The sequence below is a fragment of the Muricoccus pecuniae genome, from assembly GCF_014199205.1.
GTDB lineage: Bacteria > Pseudomonadota > Alphaproteobacteria > Acetobacterales > Acetobacteraceae > Roseomonas > Roseomonas pecuniae.
The window spans coordinates 114,458-130,495 of the sequence record NZ_JACIJD010000002.1 but is presented as its reverse complement, the minus strand read 5'-3'; the positions used below and the strand labels follow the sequence as shown (position 1 = coordinate 130,495).

Annotated in this window: 17 protein-coding genes and 1 pseudogene; 3 read left to right on the top strand and 15 right to left on the bottom strand. The window is 71.3% G+C overall.

The features are described 5' to 3' along the window. Positions 1–120 precede the first annotated feature (120 nt). Complete coding sequence (locus tag FHS87_RS02575; RefSeq protein ID WP_184513567.1) at positions 121–417, top strand: hypothetical protein; 297 nt, start codon at positions 121–123, stop codon at positions 415–417. Positions 418–427: 10 nt separating this feature from the next. Here the strand turns inward: FHS87_RS02575 and FHS87_RS02570 are convergent, their stop codons facing one another. The 14 genes and pseudogenes from FHS87_RS02570 to FHS87_RS02510 form a co-directional block, all read right to left on the bottom strand. Next, positions 428–1,249, bottom strand: coding sequence for an alpha/beta hydrolase (locus FHS87_RS02570; RefSeq protein WP_184513565.1), 822 nt, complete (start codon positions 1,247–1,249; stop codon positions 428–430). Further along, a complete protein-coding gene (locus FHS87_RS02565) occupies positions 1,246–2,475 on the bottom strand; it encodes a flavin-dependent oxidoreductase (protein ID WP_184513563.1) in 1,230 nt (409 codons plus the stop codon). The genes FHS87_RS02570 and FHS87_RS02565 overlap by 4 nt, the downstream gene beginning before the upstream one ends. A 10-nt stretch (positions 2,476–2,485) precedes the next feature. After that, positions 2,486–2,932: a cupin domain-containing protein gene (locus FHS87_RS02560; RefSeq protein ID WP_221299437.1), complete on the bottom strand. Its 447-nt coding sequence runs from the start codon at positions 2,930–2,932 to the stop codon at positions 2,486–2,488. Between the two features lie 13 nt (positions 2,933–2,945). Further along, positions 2,946–3,644: an ABC transporter ATP-binding protein gene (locus FHS87_RS02555; protein WP_184513561.1), complete on the bottom strand. Its 699-nt coding sequence runs from the start codon at positions 3,642–3,644 to the stop codon at positions 2,946–2,948. After that, positions 3,644–3,781: an ABC transporter ATP-binding protein C-terminal domain-containing protein gene (locus FHS87_RS24755; RefSeq protein WP_408906378.1), complete on the bottom strand. Its 138-nt coding sequence runs from the start codon at positions 3,779–3,781 to the stop codon at positions 3,644–3,646. Before FHS87_RS24755 ends, FHS87_RS02555 begins: the two co-directional genes overlap by 1 nt. 99 nt (positions 3,782–3,880) lie before the next feature. After that, a pseudogene (locus FHS87_RS24750) lies at positions 3,881–4,327 on the bottom strand (ABC transporter ATP-binding protein); the annotation flags it as partial. Between the two features lie 64 nt (positions 4,328–4,391). Next, a complete protein-coding gene (locus FHS87_RS02545) occupies positions 4,392–5,387 on the bottom strand; it encodes a branched-chain amino acid ABC transporter permease (RefSeq protein ID WP_184513557.1) in 996 nt (331 codons plus the stop codon). Then, positions 5,384–6,307 carry a branched-chain amino acid ABC transporter permease gene (locus FHS87_RS02540; RefSeq protein ID WP_184513554.1) on the bottom strand — a complete coding sequence of 308 codons (924 nt, stop codon included), beginning with the start codon at positions 6,305–6,307 and terminating at the stop codon, positions 5,384–5,386. Before FHS87_RS02540 ends, FHS87_RS02545 begins: the two co-directional genes overlap by 4 nt. Before the next feature lie 13 nt (positions 6,308–6,320). Next, positions 6,321–7,499, bottom strand: a complete 1,179-nt coding sequence (locus FHS87_RS02535; RefSeq protein ID WP_184513552.1) for an ABC transporter substrate-binding protein — start codon at positions 7,497–7,499, stop codon at positions 6,321–6,323. A gap of 194 nt (positions 7,500–7,693) precedes the next feature. Further along, the gene (locus FHS87_RS02530) at positions 7,694–8,329 is read right to left on the bottom strand and encodes a YitT family protein (RefSeq protein ID WP_184513980.1); all 636 of its coding nucleotides are present in this window, start codon (positions 8,327–8,329) and stop codon (positions 7,694–7,696) included. Positions 8,330–8,418: 89 nt separating this feature from the next. Next, positions 8,419–9,168 (bottom strand): N-formylglutamate amidohydrolase, encoded by a 750-nt coding sequence (locus FHS87_RS02525; RefSeq protein WP_184513550.1) that lies wholly within the window; start codon positions 9,166–9,168, stop codon positions 8,419–8,421. Then, complete coding sequence (locus FHS87_RS02520) at positions 9,165–9,977, bottom strand: transglutaminase-like domain-containing protein (protein ID WP_184513548.1); 813 nt, start codon at positions 9,975–9,977, stop codon at positions 9,165–9,167. Before FHS87_RS02520 ends, FHS87_RS02525 begins: the two co-directional genes overlap by 4 nt. 56 nt (positions 9,978–10,033) lie before the next feature. Continuing rightward, positions 10,034–10,972: a transglutaminase family protein gene (locus FHS87_RS02515; RefSeq protein WP_184513546.1), complete on the bottom strand. Its 939-nt coding sequence runs from the start codon at positions 10,970–10,972 to the stop codon at positions 10,034–10,036. Positions 10,973–11,220: 248 nt separating this feature from the next. Continuing rightward, the gene (locus tag FHS87_RS02510; protein WP_184513544.1) at positions 11,221–12,891 is read right to left on the bottom strand and encodes a formate--tetrahydrofolate ligase; all 1,671 of its coding nucleotides are present in this window, start codon (positions 12,889–12,891) and stop codon (positions 11,221–11,223) included. A 132-nt stretch (positions 12,892–13,023) separates the two neighbouring features. Here FHS87_RS02510 and FHS87_RS02505 point away from each other — a divergent pair, with 132 nt between their 5' ends. Together FHS87_RS02505 and FHS87_RS02500 are read left to right on the top strand one after the other, a co-directional pair. Further along, positions 13,024–14,025, top strand: a complete 1,002-nt coding sequence (locus FHS87_RS02505) for a Bug family tripartite tricarboxylate transporter substrate binding protein (protein WP_184513542.1) — start codon at positions 13,024–13,026, stop codon at positions 14,023–14,025. 137 nt (positions 14,026–14,162) lie between these two features. Then, a complete protein-coding gene (locus FHS87_RS02500) occupies positions 14,163–14,837 on the top strand; it encodes an OmpW/AlkL family protein (RefSeq protein ID WP_184513540.1) in 675 nt (224 codons plus the stop codon). A 45-nt stretch (positions 14,838–14,882) separates the two neighbouring features. Here FHS87_RS02500 and FHS87_RS02495 read toward each other — a convergent pair whose 3' ends face one another. Continuing rightward, a complete protein-coding gene (locus FHS87_RS02495; protein WP_184513538.1) occupies positions 14,883–15,995 on the bottom strand; it encodes a 2-aminoethylphosphonate--pyruvate transaminase in 1,113 nt (370 codons plus the stop codon). Between the last annotated feature and the right edge of the window lie 43 nt (positions 15,996–16,038).

Sequence of the window (16,038 nt, the reverse complement as noted above, 5' to 3'; positions counted from 1 at the left end):
TTCTTCGCCTCCGTGCGCGAGACGAGCCTTGCCTAGGAGACCGTCTTCTGTGCCGGCGCATTCTATTCCACGAACACTGAATCCGGATTTCCAACCTTTTGCCTTCGCGAAGAAGCAGCGGTGCTGACGGATGCAAAGGACCGCTCTCAGATCACGCGCGCTATTGAATGGCAAACCCAAACCCGTGCCGGGGGCCATCAGCGCATCAGCGACGAAACCTTCGGCAAGAACATGCCAGTTCACGCCAGGTACGAGGCCGTGCCGCTGACCGACGCTATCCTGCAGAATTTGAAGCAGCGGCTCACGGAGGGAATAAAAGTCGTCAAGCGGTTTCGCGGCGATGTTCTGTGCTGCCTGGAACCACCGGACGGCCGGTGCATCGTGGCCATTCCGGAGAGATCCTGTCAGCTCATCTAAAGCGCTCGAATCAACCTTGAGAGCCTCCTCCGCCCGGAAGCACAGCGACACATCGGATCAGTTCAGCATCCCGCAAAAGGCTGAAATGGTCCGCTCCTGAAGAAATATACTCCTCCGCCGCATTCCCCGCCGCCTCCCAGGCCCGCCGCATGCGCGCGGTCTGCTCCAGGAAGGCCGGGGTCTCCTCGCCCCCCACTGCGAAGAGGGCGGGAGGAAGTCCGCTCCGTATCCGGAACACCGGCGAGAGCGCATGCGCCGCGGCCAGATCGAGCCGGAGGCGCTCGTTCAGCGGCGTCTCCACCAGCGGCGCCAGGTCGAACACGCCGCTGAGCGACGCGATCGCCAGGATCGGCGACGGCCCGTCCCAATCCGCCAGGGCGAGTTCCGCGACGATATGCCCACCGGCCGAATGCCCCGCCGCCACCAGCCCCGCCCCGCCCCGCCCCGCCGCGGCAGCATGGGCCAGCACCGCCGGCACGGCCCGCCGGGTGGAGGCGAGGAGTTCCGGCAGGGTCACATCGGGGCAGAGAGGGTAGTTCACCAGCGCCACATCGAATCCGCGCGCGACGAAATGCGAAGCGAGGAAGCGGAACTGCGCCTTGTCGCGCGACTGCCAGTAGCCCGCGTGGAAATAGGCGAGCGTGCCGCGCCAGGCGCCCGGGGCGGCGTAGAAGTCGAAGCGCTCGCGCGGATGCGGGCCGTAGGTGATGTCCAGCAACGGGCGCAGCGCCGCGACCGACTCATCGCCTTCCCGCTCGAACTCGGCGATCAGCGCGGGGTGCCCGGGGCGCATCTGGCCCGCCATGTAGTCGTGGACGGGATCGCCGCTCATGCCGGGCGCGCCACCGCGAAGCCGGCGAGCCGGGCGTAGCCGCGCACGATCCCCTCCAGCTCCTCCTCCCCTGCCACATCGCCGATATGCGCGAAGCCGCCGGGCGCGCGCTCGGCGATCACGTCGATCACCCGCTCCGGCCCGCCGACGCGGTTCGAGGCCACCACCGCCGCCGTGGCGGGCAGCCGCTCCGCCTCATAGGCCCGCAGCGCTTCCGGCACGGGACCGCTGGCCAGCAGCTCGGTCAGGCAGCGTGCGTCCAGGATCGCCTGGGAGGCGCCGTTGGAGCCGACGGGATACATGGGATGCGCGGCGTCACCGAGCAGCGTCACCCTCCCCCGGCTCCACCAGGGAAGGGGGTCGCGGTCGCACATGGGGTACTCGAAGATCTCGCGCGTGGCGCGGATCATCGCGCCCGCGTCGATGAAGGGCAGATCCAGCCGCTCGACGAGGTGGCGGAAATCCTCGTAGCGGCCGAGGCGGGACCAGTTCTCCCGCCGGGGAGGCGGCTCGCCGGGGGCGCCGATGCGGGCATAGATCACCCAGTTCGTCAGCCGCGTGCCCGGCGTATCGCCCGGGGCGATGGGATAGAGCACGAGCTTGGCCACGGCGTCGCCCGCGATGACCATGGACTCGCCGTCGCCGAAGGCGGGCCAGTCCAGCGCGCCGCGCCACATCTGGATACCGTTCCAGCGGATGCCGGGATCGTCGGGATGCAGCGCGGCGCGCAGGGCGGAGTGGATGCCGTCCGCCCCAACCAGCGCGTCCCCCACCTCCTCCGTCTCCGTGCTGTCGGCCGCGCGGAAGCGGGCGACGACCCTCTCGCCATCCTGCGCGCAGGAGACCAGCCGCCGGTCGGCCCGGGGCGCGGCGGCGCCCAGGCGTTCGGTCGCCGCGCGCCAGAGCGCCTCCTGCAAGCGTCCGCGATGGATGGAGAACTGCGGCACGTCGTGCCCCGCATGCATCCCCCGCGGCTCCGACCATATCTCCTGCCCCAGATGGTTCGCATAGGTCAGCTTCCGCGTGCGGATCGCGATCGCGTCCAGCGCGGGCAGCAGGCCGAGCGCGGCCAGCTCCCGCACGGAATGCGGCAGGGCGTTGATGCCGACGCCGAGCGGCCGCACCTCCGCCGCCGCCTCGAAGACCTGGCCCTCGATGCCCTTCTCCCGCAGCATCAGGGCGAGGGTCAGCCCGCCGACGCCGCCGCCCGCGATCAGGATCCGCATGGCGCCGGCCTCAGCCCTCTACGGGGGGCGGGAGGAAGTGGATGTTGTGCTCGGCCGAGACGCGCACGACCTCCGCCGGGTCCCGCAGCCCATCGAGCTGCACGAAGAGGTCGTAGAGCCGGCGGGACGGCGCGACCCAGAACAGCGCGCGCGTGTCGGCGCCGCTGCGGTTGAAGATGCCGTGGGTGGAGCCCATCGGCATGCGGATGAGGTCGCCCGCCTCGGCGATCAGCATCTCGCCGTCCAGCAGCAGCTCGAAGCGCCCCTCCAGCACGCGGATGAACTCGTCCTGGTCGGGGTGGATGTGCGGCGGCACGAAGGTGCCGGCGGGGAAGAGGGTGTCGAAGGCGAAGGAGGCCTCGGAGAGCTGCACGGGCTTGTAGGTCTGGCCCATGATGTCCCAGACGACCCCGTCGAGACCCTCGCCCGCGCGGGTGATTCCAGCTTCTGCCGCCATGATGCGCCCTCCTTCAGATGTGCAGATAGGTGTCGCGGATCTCCGGCGCGGCGGCCAGCTCCGCACTCGTGCCCGTCCAGACCGTGCGGCCCTTCTCGATCACCACGTTGCGGTCGGCGATCCGCGTGACGGCGGCGAGGTTCTTGTCGATCAGCAGGATCGACTGCCCCTCCCCCTTCAGCGTCGCGAGCACCGACCAGATCTCGGCGCGGATCACGGGGGCCAGCCCCTCCGTCGCCTCGTCCAGGATGAGCAGGGAGGGGTTGGTCATCAGCGCGCGGCCGATGGCGAGCATCTGCTGCTCCCCGCCCGAGAGGCGGCTGCCGAGGTTGCGCCGCCGCTCCTTCAGCCGGGGAAAGAGGCGCCAGATGCCCTCCAGGTTCCAGCGGGCCGCCTTGCTGCGGGACGCGGCGGTGGCGACGAGGTTCTCCTCCACCGTCAGGGTCGGGAAGACCTGCCGCCCCTCCGGCACCAACCCCAGCCCGCGCTGCGCCACGCGATAGGGCGGCAGGCCGGCGATGGAGGCGCCGCCGAAATCCAGTTCCCCGCCCCAGCGCGGCAGGAGGCCCATGATGGCGGAGACGGTGGTGGTCTTGCCCATGCCGTTGCGGCCGAGCAGCGCGAGCACCTCTCCCGCGCCGATGAGGAGCGACACGTCGAACAGCACCTGGCTCTCGCCATAGCCCGCCGAAAGATTCCGCACGCTCAGCATCAGGCCATCTCGTCCTCTCCGAGATAGGCGCTCCGCACCTCCGGATGGCTGCGGATCTCCTCCACCGTGCCGGTGATCACCACGCGGCCGTAGACGAGGACGGAGACGCGGTCGGCCAGCGCGAAGACCGCCCCCATGTCGTGCTCCACCAGCAGGATGCCGTAGCGCTGGCGGAGCGAGCGCAGCAGGGCGACCAGCCGCTCCGTCTCCTCCGGCCCGGCGCCGGCCAGCGGCTCGTCCAGCAGCAGCAGGCGCGGCTCCATCGCCAGCGCGACCGCGAGTTCGAGCTGCCGCTTCTCCCCGTGCGACATGCTGCCCGCGACCACGCCGGCGCGATGGCCCAGCCCGACACCCTCCAGCGCCGCCCGCGCGGCCTCGTTCAGCCGCGCCTCCAAGTGCGCGGGGCGGAAGAAGCGGAAGGAGGACCCGCTGCGCGCCTGCACGGCGAGCGCCACGTTCTCCAGCGCCGTGAAGCCCGGCACGATGCAGGTGATCTGGAAGCTTCGCGCCAGACCGGCCCTCGCGCGGCGCGGGAAGGACCAGTCGGTCACCCGCTGCCCGGCGAAGACCACCTCTCCCTCGTCCGGGCGCAGCGTGCCGCTGATCTGGTGGATCAGCGTCGTCTTCCCCGCGCCGTTCGGGCCGATCACGGCGTGGATCTCCCCGGGCAGGACGGTGAGGGAGACGTCGTCCGTCACCGTCAGCCCGCCGAAGCGCTTGCGCAGCCCGCGCAGTTCCAGCAGCGGCTCAGGCATCGGCCCGCGCTTCCAACGTGGCAGCCTTGGGCGCAGCCGCCTTCGGTGGGGCCCGGCGCCGGCGGGGCGGTGCCGTGATGCCGGCCAGCCCGTTGCGCAGGAACAGCACGGAGAGGATGAGCAGCGGCCCGAAGGCGAGCCGCCAGTAATTCAGCAGGTGCGACAGCCACTCCTCCAGCAGCACGATGGCGAGCGCGCCGAGGATGGCGCCGTAGAGTTGCCCCACCCCGCCCAGGATCACCATGAAGAGCAGCTCGCCCGACCGTCCCCAGGCGAGGGTGGCGGGGGAGACGAATTCGGTGGCGTTCGCCAGCAGCGCGCCCGCCAGCCCGCTGATCGCCCCCGCCACGGTGTAGGCGACGAGCCTGTAGGGAAAAGGCGAGAAGCCCACGGCCTGCGCGCGCAGCGCGTTCTCCCGGGAAGCCCTCAGCACCCGCCCGAAGCGGCTGTCGATCAGCGCGGAGAGGAGGAGCCAGGTTCCCGCGAGCAGGGCGAGGAGGATGAAGTGGAAGGCGGCGCGATCCTCCAGCAGCCGCGTGCCCATCCACTCCGTGCGGCCGTAGAGTGTGTAGCCGTCATCCCCGCCGAGGGCGGAGAGGGAAGAGGCCGTGAAGAAGGCCATCTGCCCGAAGGCGAGGGTGATCATGATAAAGTGCACGCCGCTCGTCCGCAGCGACACCGCCCCCGTGACGAGGGCGAAGAGCCCGGCCAGGAGCGCCGCGGCGGGAAACACCACGAGCGCGTTCGTGACGCCCGCATGGTCGAGCGCCGCGACGGCATAGGCGCCGATGCCGAGCATCGCCGCCTGCCCCAGGCTCACCAGCCCCGCCCCGCCGACGAGGAGCGAGAGGCTGAGCGCCGCCATGCCGAGAATCATCGCCCGCGCCATCAGCGTGTAGGCGAAGCCCGTGTCGAAGCCGAGGAAGGGCGCGGCGGCGAGGCCCGCCAGCACCAGCACGGGAAGGAGCAGCCTCGCGCGCCCCGTCATCCGCGCCGCACCGGGAAGAGCCCCGCGGGGCTGAGGAAGAGGATCGCGGCCATGACGATGTAGACGAGCATTGAAGCCAGCGCCGCCCCTGTCTGCCGGGCGGAGGAGGCGTCCATCACCAGCCGCAGGAGGTCGGGCAGCATCGCCCGGCCGAGCGTGTCGATCAGCCCCACCAGGATCGCCGCGACGAAGGCGCCGCGGATCGAGCCGATGCCGCCGATCACGATGACAACGAAGGCGAGGATGAGCACCCCGTCCCCCATCCCCGGCGCCACGGCGAAGACCGGCCCGGCCAGCGCGCCCGCGAAGCCGGCCAGCATGGCGCCGATTCCGAAGACGAGGGTGAAGAGCTTGTGGATGTCCACGCCCAGCGCCGAGACCATCGGCGCGTTCGTCGCCCCCGCCCGGACGAGCATCCCGGCCCGCGTCCGGTCTACCAGCAGCCACAGCCCGAGCGCCACCAGCAGCCCCGCCGCGATGATGGCGAGGCGGAAACTCGGGTAGGTCAGGCCCGGCATGATCTCGATCCCGCCCGCGAAGCCCTCGGGCTGCGGCACGGCCAGCGGCGAGCTGCCCCAGATCGCGCGCACCGCGTCCTCCACCGTCAGGATCACGCCGAAGGTGGCGAGGACCTGGGCGAGGTGGTCGCGGCGGTAGAGATGCCGGAACACCACCCATTCCAGCAGCAGGCCGATGAGCAGAGAGACCGGCAGCGCCAGCAGCAGCCCCAGCCAGAAGCTGCCGAGCAGGGTGCCGAGCGTCGCCGCCACATAGGCGCCGAGCATGTACTGCACCCCGTGGGCGAGGTTGATGAAGTCCATCACCCCGAAGACGAGCGTCAGCCCGGCCGCGACGAGGAACAGCAGGATGCCGAGCTGCGCCCCGTTCAGCAGCTGCACGAGCAGGAGGTTGAGCGACACCGCGAGGCGGCCCTCAGCGCATGCGGCACTCGGCGGCGTAGGGGTCGGTGTCCTCGCTCAGCACCTTGCGCACGGTCTCCGTGGCGAGCTTCCCGTCCGGCCGCTTCGCCACCTTGCAGAGATAGAAGTCCTGCACGGGATAGTGGTTGGCGCCCATGCGGAAGTTGCCGCGGACCGAGGTGAAGCCCGGCTTCTCCATCGCCGCCCGCAGCGCGGCCTTGTCGGCCAGGCGCCCGCCCGCCTGCTTCACCCCGTCATCCACCAGCATCGCCGCGTCATAGGCCTGGGCGGCATAGGTGCCGGGGACGTAGCCGTAGGCCGCCTCGAAATCCCGCACGAAGCGGCGGCTCACCTCGTTCGGGAAGTCGGGCGCCCAGTTGGCGGCGGTGTAGAAGCCGAGCGCGGCCTCGCCCTGCGCGGGCAGGGTCGATTCGTCCACCGTGAAGGAGGAGAGGAAGGGAGTGCTCGCGAGCCCGGCCTGCCGGTACTGGCGCACGAGGTTCACGCCGAGCGCGCCGGGCATGAAGGTGAAGATGGCGTCCGGCTTCGCCGCCGCGATCTTCGCCAGCTCCGTCGAGAAGTCGAGCTGCGTGAGGGGGACGTAGATCTCGTCCACCACCTCGCCCTTGAAGCGGCTCTTGAAGCCGGCCGCGGCGTCCTTGCCGGCCTGGTAGTTGGGCACCATGACGAAGACGCGCTTGTAGCCCTCGTCCTGCGCCACCTGCCCCATCGTGGCGTGCACCTGGTCGTTCTGGTAGGAAGTGGTGAAGAAGAGGGGGTTGCAGCCGCGACCGGCAAAGGTCGACGGGCCGGCATTGGCGCTGATGAGGAAGGTCCCGCTCTCCGTCACCGGCCGGAACACGGCCTGGAGGATGTTGCTGTAGACCAGCCCGGCGACGACGTTCACCTTGTCCCGCTCCAGCGCGGCGCGCACCTTCGTCACGGCCACGTCGGGCTTCAGCTCGTCGTCGATCACCAGCGTCTCGGCGGGCAGGCCGCCGAGCTTGCCGTCCAGGTGCTTTACCGCCAGGAGCCAGCCGTCCCGCAGCTGCGTCCCCAGCGCCGCGCCGGCGCCGGAGAGGGTCGCCACGAACCCCACCTTGATCCCCGGCGCCTGGGCGCGGACGAGGCCCGGCATCGCGCCGGAGAAGGTGGCGGCCGCGGCGGTGCCGAGGAGGGCGCGTCGGTTCATTGTCACGGGGTCTCTCCGGTTCTCTGGCCTGCGGCAGCCATGGCTACGAACTGCACCGAGTAGGGTGCAGCAAGCGTGCCAGGAAAGTTGCCCGTCCGTCGAGGCGGGGCGTGCCGGTCAGGGAAGCGGGGCTGTCCGGCTTCGGAACGCGCCCGTTCCGCACCCTGACACGCTGCGGGCGCGGAAGGCGGGCCTCAGCTCACCCCGAGATAGCGGCCGGGCTTATGGTTCAGCGCCAGCACGAGGTTCAGCACCACCGCCCCGAACAGGGAAAGGCCGACCTGCCCGAGATCGAGCACGAAGAGGGCGCTGAACATGACCAGGAGGTCGAAGACGAGCTGCACATAGCCCGCCCGCCAGCCCCGCCGCTCCTGCAGGTCCATCGCTACCAGGCTTATCCCGCCGAGGCCCGTGCGGTGCCGCACCAGGGCCAGCGCCCCCATCCCCATCAGGATCCCGCCCATCAGCGCGGCATAGGGCGGCGACAGATGCGCGATCCCCAGCACAACGGGCGAGAAGCGCGTGAGCAGCGCGATTCCCGCGATTGCCACCACGGTCCGCGCCAGCACCCGCCACCCCATCCGGCGCAGGCCGTAGAGGAGGAAGGGGATGTTGAGCGTGAAGAGGAGCGTGCCGGAATTCAGCGGCGTGGCGTAGCCCAGCAATAGCGCGAGCCCTGCCAGCCCGCTCGTGACCAGCCGGGCCTCTCCGTAGAGGACAAGGCCGAGGCTCACCATAGTCACGCCGATCACGAGCGCCGCCGCATCCTCGTGCAAGCGGTGCGGCGAGGGCGCCGCGGGGGCGGCGGAGGAGTGGGCCGGGCGGGACATCGCGTTCAAGGGCCACCTCCGGGAAGGAAGGGCGCCGGCCCTCCACACCCACTAGCCTAGACCGTTGCTGCGGTGCAGCAAGAGCGGGATCACCCCCGCCCCGCCGCCTGCCCCAGGGCGGAGGCGAGGCGGAGCGCCCAGGTTTCGATTCCGGCGGCATCGCCCAGCAGGTCCTGCCGCACCTCGATCAAAACGGCCTCCAGCCCGCGCTCGTCGCCATGGACGGGCACGGTGTAGTCGTGGATGCCGGGCTCGATGCGGTACGGCTCGTTCTGGCCGACCACGAGCGCCGGATCGGAGGCCCCGATCGCCTCGGCGAGGGCGCAGCCGAAGGTCTTCGCGCCGGCGAAGAGCACGCCGGCGTGCCAGGGCCGGTCCACGCCCTGGAAGCGGGGCGTGAAGCTGTGGACGCCGATGACGAGCGTCCGGACCTCCCCCGCCTGCCGCCGGTCCAGCAGCGCCGCCACGGCGTCGTGGAAGGGGTCGAACCAGGCCGCCTCGCGCGTCGCCCGCTCCTCCGCGCCGATCCCGGCATTGCCGGGGATCGGGGTGTCCTCGCTCCTCTCCGGGATGCTCGTCGGCGCGCCGGGCGGGCGGTTGAGGTCGATCAGCAACCGCGAGGCGCCGGCAAGGAGGAGCGGCGCGTCCAGCAGGGCGGAGAGCCGCCGCGCGAGATCCGCCGCGCCGATGTCCCAGGCGATGTGGCGGGACAACTCCGCCTCCGGCACGCCGAGCCTCCCGTAGCGCGCAGGGATGTGGTTCGAGGCGTGCTCGCAGAGCAGCACGAAGGGCGAGGCGCCCTCCGCGTTCAGGACCGTGACGGGCGCGGGATCGCTCACCCGACCTTCACCTCGTCCGTCACCACGCTGAAGCCGGCCAGGCGGCAGGGGCCGAAGGTGGTGGTGATCGCCACATCGGCCGCGTCGCGGCCGCGCGCCATCAGGATGCGCCCGATGCGCGGCGCGTTGTGGCGCGCGTCGAAAGTGTACCAGTGCCCGCCAAGATAGACCTCGAACCAGGCGGAGAAGTCCATCGCCGCGTCCGAAAGCGGCACGCCGATGTCGCCGAGATAGCCCGTGCAGTAGCGCGCCGGGATGTTCATGCAGCGGCAGAGCGTGACGGCGAGATGCGCGAAATCCCGGCACACGCCCACGCGCTCGCCATGGCTGCTGAAGGCGGTGCGGAAGACATTGGCGTGCTCGTAGCCGAAGGTCAGGCGGTTGTGCGCGTATTCCACGATGGCCTGCACCCGCGCCCAGCCCGGCTCGGTATGGCCGAAGAGCGACCAGGCGAGGTCCGACAGCCGGTCCGTCTCGCAGTAGCGGCTCGCCAGGAGGAAGACGAGCGCCTCGTCCGGCAGCTCCTCCACGGGCACCTGCCGCGCCTCGGGCGCGTAGACATCGGGCACGCCGGGGTCGAGCACGTCGAAGCGCGTGGAGATGGTGGTCCGCCCCTGCGGCGCGAGGATGCGGTGGCAGATGTTGCCGTAGCCGTCCCGGTACTCCGTGATGCCGATCGGCGGGTCGAGCCGGATCTCGTGCGGCCCGATCACGTCCGGCATGCGGGAGGGATGCACGCTCAGCATCAGGATCATCGGCGTGGGCTGGGGGCACTCGTAGGTGATGTCGTACCCGGCATGGATCTTCATCGGCGGGGGGCTCCGTTTCTCGGGGTGGCGTGTTGCAGGCAGGGCAAGGCGCGCGGTCACGGGCGCATCAGCGCCGCGAGGCGGGGTGGGCGCGCGGTGCGGCCCTCCGGCTCGGCCGTGACGGTGACCGACACCTCCATCCCCAGCGCGTCGTCCGGAAAGCCTTTCCAGGCGCCGTGAAGGGGCACGGCCTGGGCGGGATCGCGCGAGACGGCGACGCGGATGAGGTCGCGGTTGCCGACGATGCCGTTGGTCGGGTCGAACTCGACCCATCCAGCGCCGGGGAGGTAGGCGCGCACCCAGGCATGGGTGGAACCGCCGCCGAGATGCACGCGTTCCTCGGACAGCGCGGCGTCGTGGCCGGGGGAGTATATGTACCCCGAGACGAAGCGGGCCGCGAGGCCGAGGGAGCGCACGGCCTCCATCATCAGCAGCGCGAAGTCGCGGCAGGTGCCGCTGCCCAGTTCCAGCGTGCGCGTGGGCTCCTGGATGCCGCGCATGACGCGCGGGATGTAGGAGAAGTCGCGCTTCACCGCGCGCGTCATCTCGGTCAGGAGGTCGAGCGTGCCGGTCGGCCCGTCCTTCCTGAGAAAGCTCCGGGCCCAGCGGTCCACGACCCGTTCGGGATCGGCGTGGTGGCGCTCGATCGAGCGCGCGAGGTCCGGCATCTCCTCCGCGGAGTAGGAGAAGGGCAGGCTGCGCGCATGGTCCTCCAGCCGGAAATCCAGCTCCTCCACGGGGTTGTGGTCGAGGCGCATCGTGCTCTCGAAGCGCAACTCCCGTGCGCGGGTGGCGAAGCAGGCGACGCCGACGCTGTTGCCGAAGACGTCGTGCAGCCACCAGAACGCCGCGGGCTTCGGCGTGATGTCGATCCGCGCCTCCAGCAGGTGCTGGTCGTGCCCGTCGCGCGGGCGCAGCATCATCCGGTGCTCCCCGAAGGAGACGGGCTGGCGGTAGCGGTAGGTCGTGACGTGTCGGACAGTGAGGATCGGCATCGGGCAACCTCTCGGCCCCGATCACCGAGGCAAGGAACGGGCCGAGGCCGGCGAGGACGCCTCCTCCGACACGCCCGGTCGTTCCGCGTGGGCGCTCAACGCCACCCCGGGTCGGCCGGTTTCGGGTCGGAGTATCATATGTGAATGGGATCGATCGGGGGCGGGCGCCCGGAGAGGGCCGGCCTGTCCCCTGCGTATCGGAGGCGGGCGTCCCGGCGGTTGGGGAACCGCCCGGCGCCCTACCGCCCCTAGAAGAGCCCCTCGATCCGCCCCTGCGCGTCCAGCCCGATCGTCTCGGCGGCGGGATGGCGCGGCAGGCCGGGCATGGTCATCACGTCGCCGCAGATGGCGACGACGAAGCCCGCCCCGGCCGAGAGCCGCACGTCGCGCACGGGCAGCACATGCCCCGAGGGCGCGCCGAGCAGGGCGGGGTTGGCGGAGAAGGAGTACTGCGTCTTCGCGATGCAAACCGGGGCGCGGCGGAACCCGGCCTCCTCGAACTTCCGCAGGCGAATGGCCAGCGCCGGGGGGAGCGCGATGTCGGAGGCGTGGTAGATCTCGCGCGCCACCGTGCCGATCTTCTCGGCCAGCGGCATGTCGTCGGGGTAGAGGGGCGAAAAGCGCGCGGTGCCGCCGGCGATCACCCCGTTCACGGCCCGCGCCAGCTCCATCGCCCCGGCCGAGCCGTCTCCCCAGTGGGTGCAGAGGATCGCGCGCGTGCCCAGCGCCGCCATCGCCTCCTCCACCGCCGCGATCTCCGCATCCGTGTCCGAGGTGAAGCGGTTCAGCGCCACCAGCACGGGCAGGCCGAACTTGCGCATGTTCTCCACATGCCGCTCCAGGTTCGGCAGGCCGCGCCGCACGGCGTCCACATCCTCCGCGCCCAGCGCCGACTTCGCCACGCCGCCATGCATCTTCAGCGCGCGCACCGTGGCCACCACCACGCAGGCCGAGGGGGCGAGGCCGGCCATACGGCACTTGATGTCGAGGAACTTCTCCGCCCCGAGATCGGCGCCGAAGCCGGCCTCCGTCACCACCACATCGGCCATGCGCAGCCCGAGGCGCGTCGCGATCACGCTGTTGCAGCCATGGGCGATGTTGGCGAAGGGGCCACCATGCACGAGGGCGGGACTGCCCTCCAGCGTCTGGACGAGGTTGGGCATCAGCGCGTCGCGCAGCAGCGCGGCCATGGCGCCGTCCGCCTTCAGCTCGTGCGCCGTCACCGCGCGGCCGTCCCGCGCCTGGCCGATGATGATGCGGCCGAGCCGCGCGCGGAGGTCGTCGAGGTCGCGCGCGAGGCAGAAGATGGCCATCACCTCGGAGGCGACAGTGATGTCGAAGCCGTCTTCCCGCGGAAAGCCGTTGGCCACGCCGCCCAGCCCAAGGGCGGCCAGCCGCAGCGCGCGGTCGTTCATGTCGATCGCGCGCTTCCAGGCGATGCGGCGCACGTCCAGGTCGAGCGCGTTGCCCCAGTAGACGTGGTTGTCGATCATCGCGGCGAGCAGGTTGTTGGCCGAGGTGATCGCGTGGAAGTCGCCGGTGAAGTGGAGGTTGATCTCCTCCATCGGCGCCACCTGCGCGCGCCCGCCGCCCGTGGCCCCGCCCTTCACCCCGAAGCAGGGGCCGAGGGAGGGCTCGCGCAACGCGATCATCGTGCGCGTGCCGAGCGCGTTCAGCGCGTCGCCGAGGCCGATGGTCGTGGTCGTCTTGCCCTCGCCGGCGGCGGTGGGGTTGATGCCGGTCACCAGCACCAGCGCCCCCTCGGGCCGCCCCTCCTGCGCGCGGACGAAGTCGGTGGAGAGCTTCGCCTTGTAGCGGCCATAGGGCTCGAGGGCCTCGGCCGGAATGCCGGCCCGGGCCGCGATCTCGGCGATGGGCCGCAGGGTGGCGGCCCGCGCGATCTCCAGATCCGTCGTCATCCGATGCCCCTGCCGATGATCCAAGCGGGGGTTAAGGCAGGCGGGGGCGCTCGGCAAGCCGATGGCGCTTGGCGGCGGCGGGTCAGGGATGCCACGATTTCCGCAACGACAAGACCACGGAGAGAAACGCCCATGACCGACCGCACCCGCGGCCTGCCCCGCCGCGCCCTGCTCGCCGCTCCTGCCCTGCCCGCCCTGCTCCGCTCCCGCCCGGGGAGCGCGCAGCCGGCCGAGGCATGGCCCGCGCGCCCGGTATCGATGCTGGTGCCCTTCGTCGCGGGCGGGCCCTCCGACATCGTGGCCCGCGCCGCCTCCAACCGCATGGCCCAGGCGATCGGGCAGCCGGTGGTGGTGGAGAACCGCCCCGGGGCGAATGGGGAGGTCGCGGCCCGCGTCGCGATGCGCGCGGCGCCGGACGGGCACACGATCATGGTCGGCTCCATCGGCGTCTGGGCCATCAACGCGGCGCTGCGCCCGGATCTCGGCTACGATCCGCTGCGCGACTTCACGCCCCTCGTCCTCGCCGTCACGACCCCGAACGTGCTGGTGGTGAACGAGAAGCACCCCGCCCGCGACATGCCCTCCCTCATCGCCTGGCTGCGGGAGCGGAACGGGCGGGCCTCCTACTCCACCTCCGGCGTCGGCTCCTCGGACCAGATGACGACGGAGCTGTTCAAGCTGCGGACGGGCACGCAGATCACCCACGTGCCCTATACCGGCGGCGCGGCGGCGGCGACGGACCTCATCGCCGGCAATGTGGACCTCTCCTTCCAGAATCTCGGCACGGTCGCGGCCCATATCAGCGGCGGGCGGCTGCGCGCCCTGATGGTGACGAGCGAGCGCCCGCACCCCGTGCTCCCCGGCGTGCCGACCTCGCGCGAGGCGGGGATGGAGGACTTCGTCGTCACCTCCTGGCAGGCCTTCATGGCGCCGGCCGGCATGGCGGTGCCGCTGCGCGACCGGGTCGCGGGCGCCCTGCGCGACGCGCTGCTGCACGCCGAGGTACGGCCGCGGCTGGAGGCGATCGGATTCGACGTCGTGCCCACGACGCCCGACGACTTCCGCCGCTTCCAGGAGGCCGAGATCGCGCGCTGGCGCGAGGTCGTGCGCGGCGCGAAAATAACGCTGGGCTGAAGATCGGCCCGAGGACCAGGACCGGCCCGGGCTGGCGATCACCGATCCTTGATGCAGATCAACGCCCGCGTCCCGGCGCGGGCGTAGCTCGCTTCCTCATGGCGGCCACGCGTCGTCATTCTGGAAGCGAGGATCTCATGTCCATTCGATTCGGTGCGCTGGCCGCGAGCCTGATGGCCTGCACCGCGCTGGCCCCTCTCTCGGCGCCGGCCTCTGCCCAGGATTTCCTGAGCGGGCCCGTGCGCGGCAAGCAGGCGGGCGACATCGTGCTCGGCGCCGGCGTGATCGGCGTGCTGCCGGAGTCCGGCGGCCGCGTCAGCGCCATCGGCGGCCGCCCCGAGGCGAGCGACACCGCCACCGCGCAGCTCGACATCAGCTATTTCCTGACCTCGCAGGTCTCGCTGAACCTCATCGCGGCGACCACGCGGCACGACGTGAACGTGCGCGGCTCCGCGATCGGGGACGTGGATCTCGGCCGCGTCTGGGCGCTGCCGCCCACGCTGAACCTGCAGTTCCATCCTTTCCCCGCCGCGCGCATCAGCCCCTATATCGGCGCGGGCCTGAACTACACCCTCTTCTACGGCGAGGGCGGCGGGCGCACCGCGCCGGTGACGAAGGTCGATATCAAGAACGACTTCGGCTACGGCGTGAACTTCGGCGTTGACGTGGAGGTGGCGCCGCGCTGGCTCGTCAACCTCGACGCGAAGAAGCTCTGGCTGAACCCGTCCGTCTCCGTGAACAGCGGCGCGATCTCCGGCCGCGCGGACCTCGATCCCTGGATCATCGGCGCGAGCGTTCGCTACCGCTTCTGATCCGGGCCGGCCGGGGAGCCCCCACTCCCCGGCCTTTCCGTGCGCTCAGGCAGCGCGGCGGCCCACGCCCAGCTCGTCCAGCGCGCCGGCCATGGCACTCACGGCAAAGCGCATGTCGTCGGGCGTGACGGCGCCGATGCATCCGATGCGGATGCTCGGCGTGGGGGTGTTGTAGAAATTGCTGATCAGCACGCCGCGCCGCTTCAGCGCGTCCACGAAGCGCTGCAGGCCGAAGCCCGGCGAATCGGGCTGGTGCAGCGTGAGGATGATCGGCCCCTGATGGGCCTCGTCGAGATAGGGGCGCAGGCCCAGGCCGATCGCGCCCTCGCGCAGCACGCGCATGTTCTCGGTGTAGCGCGCCAGCCGCGCCTTCCGTCCGCCCTCGGCCTCGTAGAAGTCCAGCGCCACCCCGAAGGCGTGCAGCGCCTGCACGGGCGGCGTGAAGCGGAAGCTGCCCCAGCCCGCGCGCTCGGCGGTGCGCAGCACGTCGCCGAGGTCGAAGCTCCAGGAGCCGGCGAGTCCGGCACGCTCGCGCACGCGCTCCATCGGGCAGACGGCGAAGCCGATCCCGGGCAGCCCCTCCAGGCACTTGTTGGAAGTGAAGAGCACGGCGTCGCATTCCGGCTGCGCCGAGAGGTCGAAGGGCAGCACGCCGAAGGCGGAGACGGCGTCCACGATCGTGCGGCGCCCGAGCGCGCGCGCCGCCGCGCCCACCGTAGCGGGATCGTTGAGGATGCCGCTGCCCGTCTCGGAATAGACGACGCCGACATGGGAGATGGAGGGGTCGGCCCTCAGCGCGGCCGTGATCTCCTCGGCCCGCACGCCGCGCGTATCGGGCAGGTCCAGAACCACCGGCTCCCGCCCGGCCTCGCGCGCGAGGCGGATCATGCGGTCGGCATAGGTGCCGTTATGGGGGATGAGGATGCGCCCGCCTGCCGGCACGAAGGTACGGATCGCGGCCTCCACCACGAAATGCCCGGCGCCCTGGAGGGGAAGGGTGGCGTGCACCCCCGCCACCCCGCCCGCGATGTCCCGCACCCTCTCGCGGATCCAGGCGTAGCGGCGCTGGAAGTCCAGGTCCCAGGGCGCGATGTCCTCGGCCATGGCGGCCCGCACCTCGGGGCGGGTCTGCACGGGGCCGGGGATGAGCAGCAGCATGGGGGTGCCTCGTCGGTGAGGCCGTGGAAGTTGCACCCCCGGA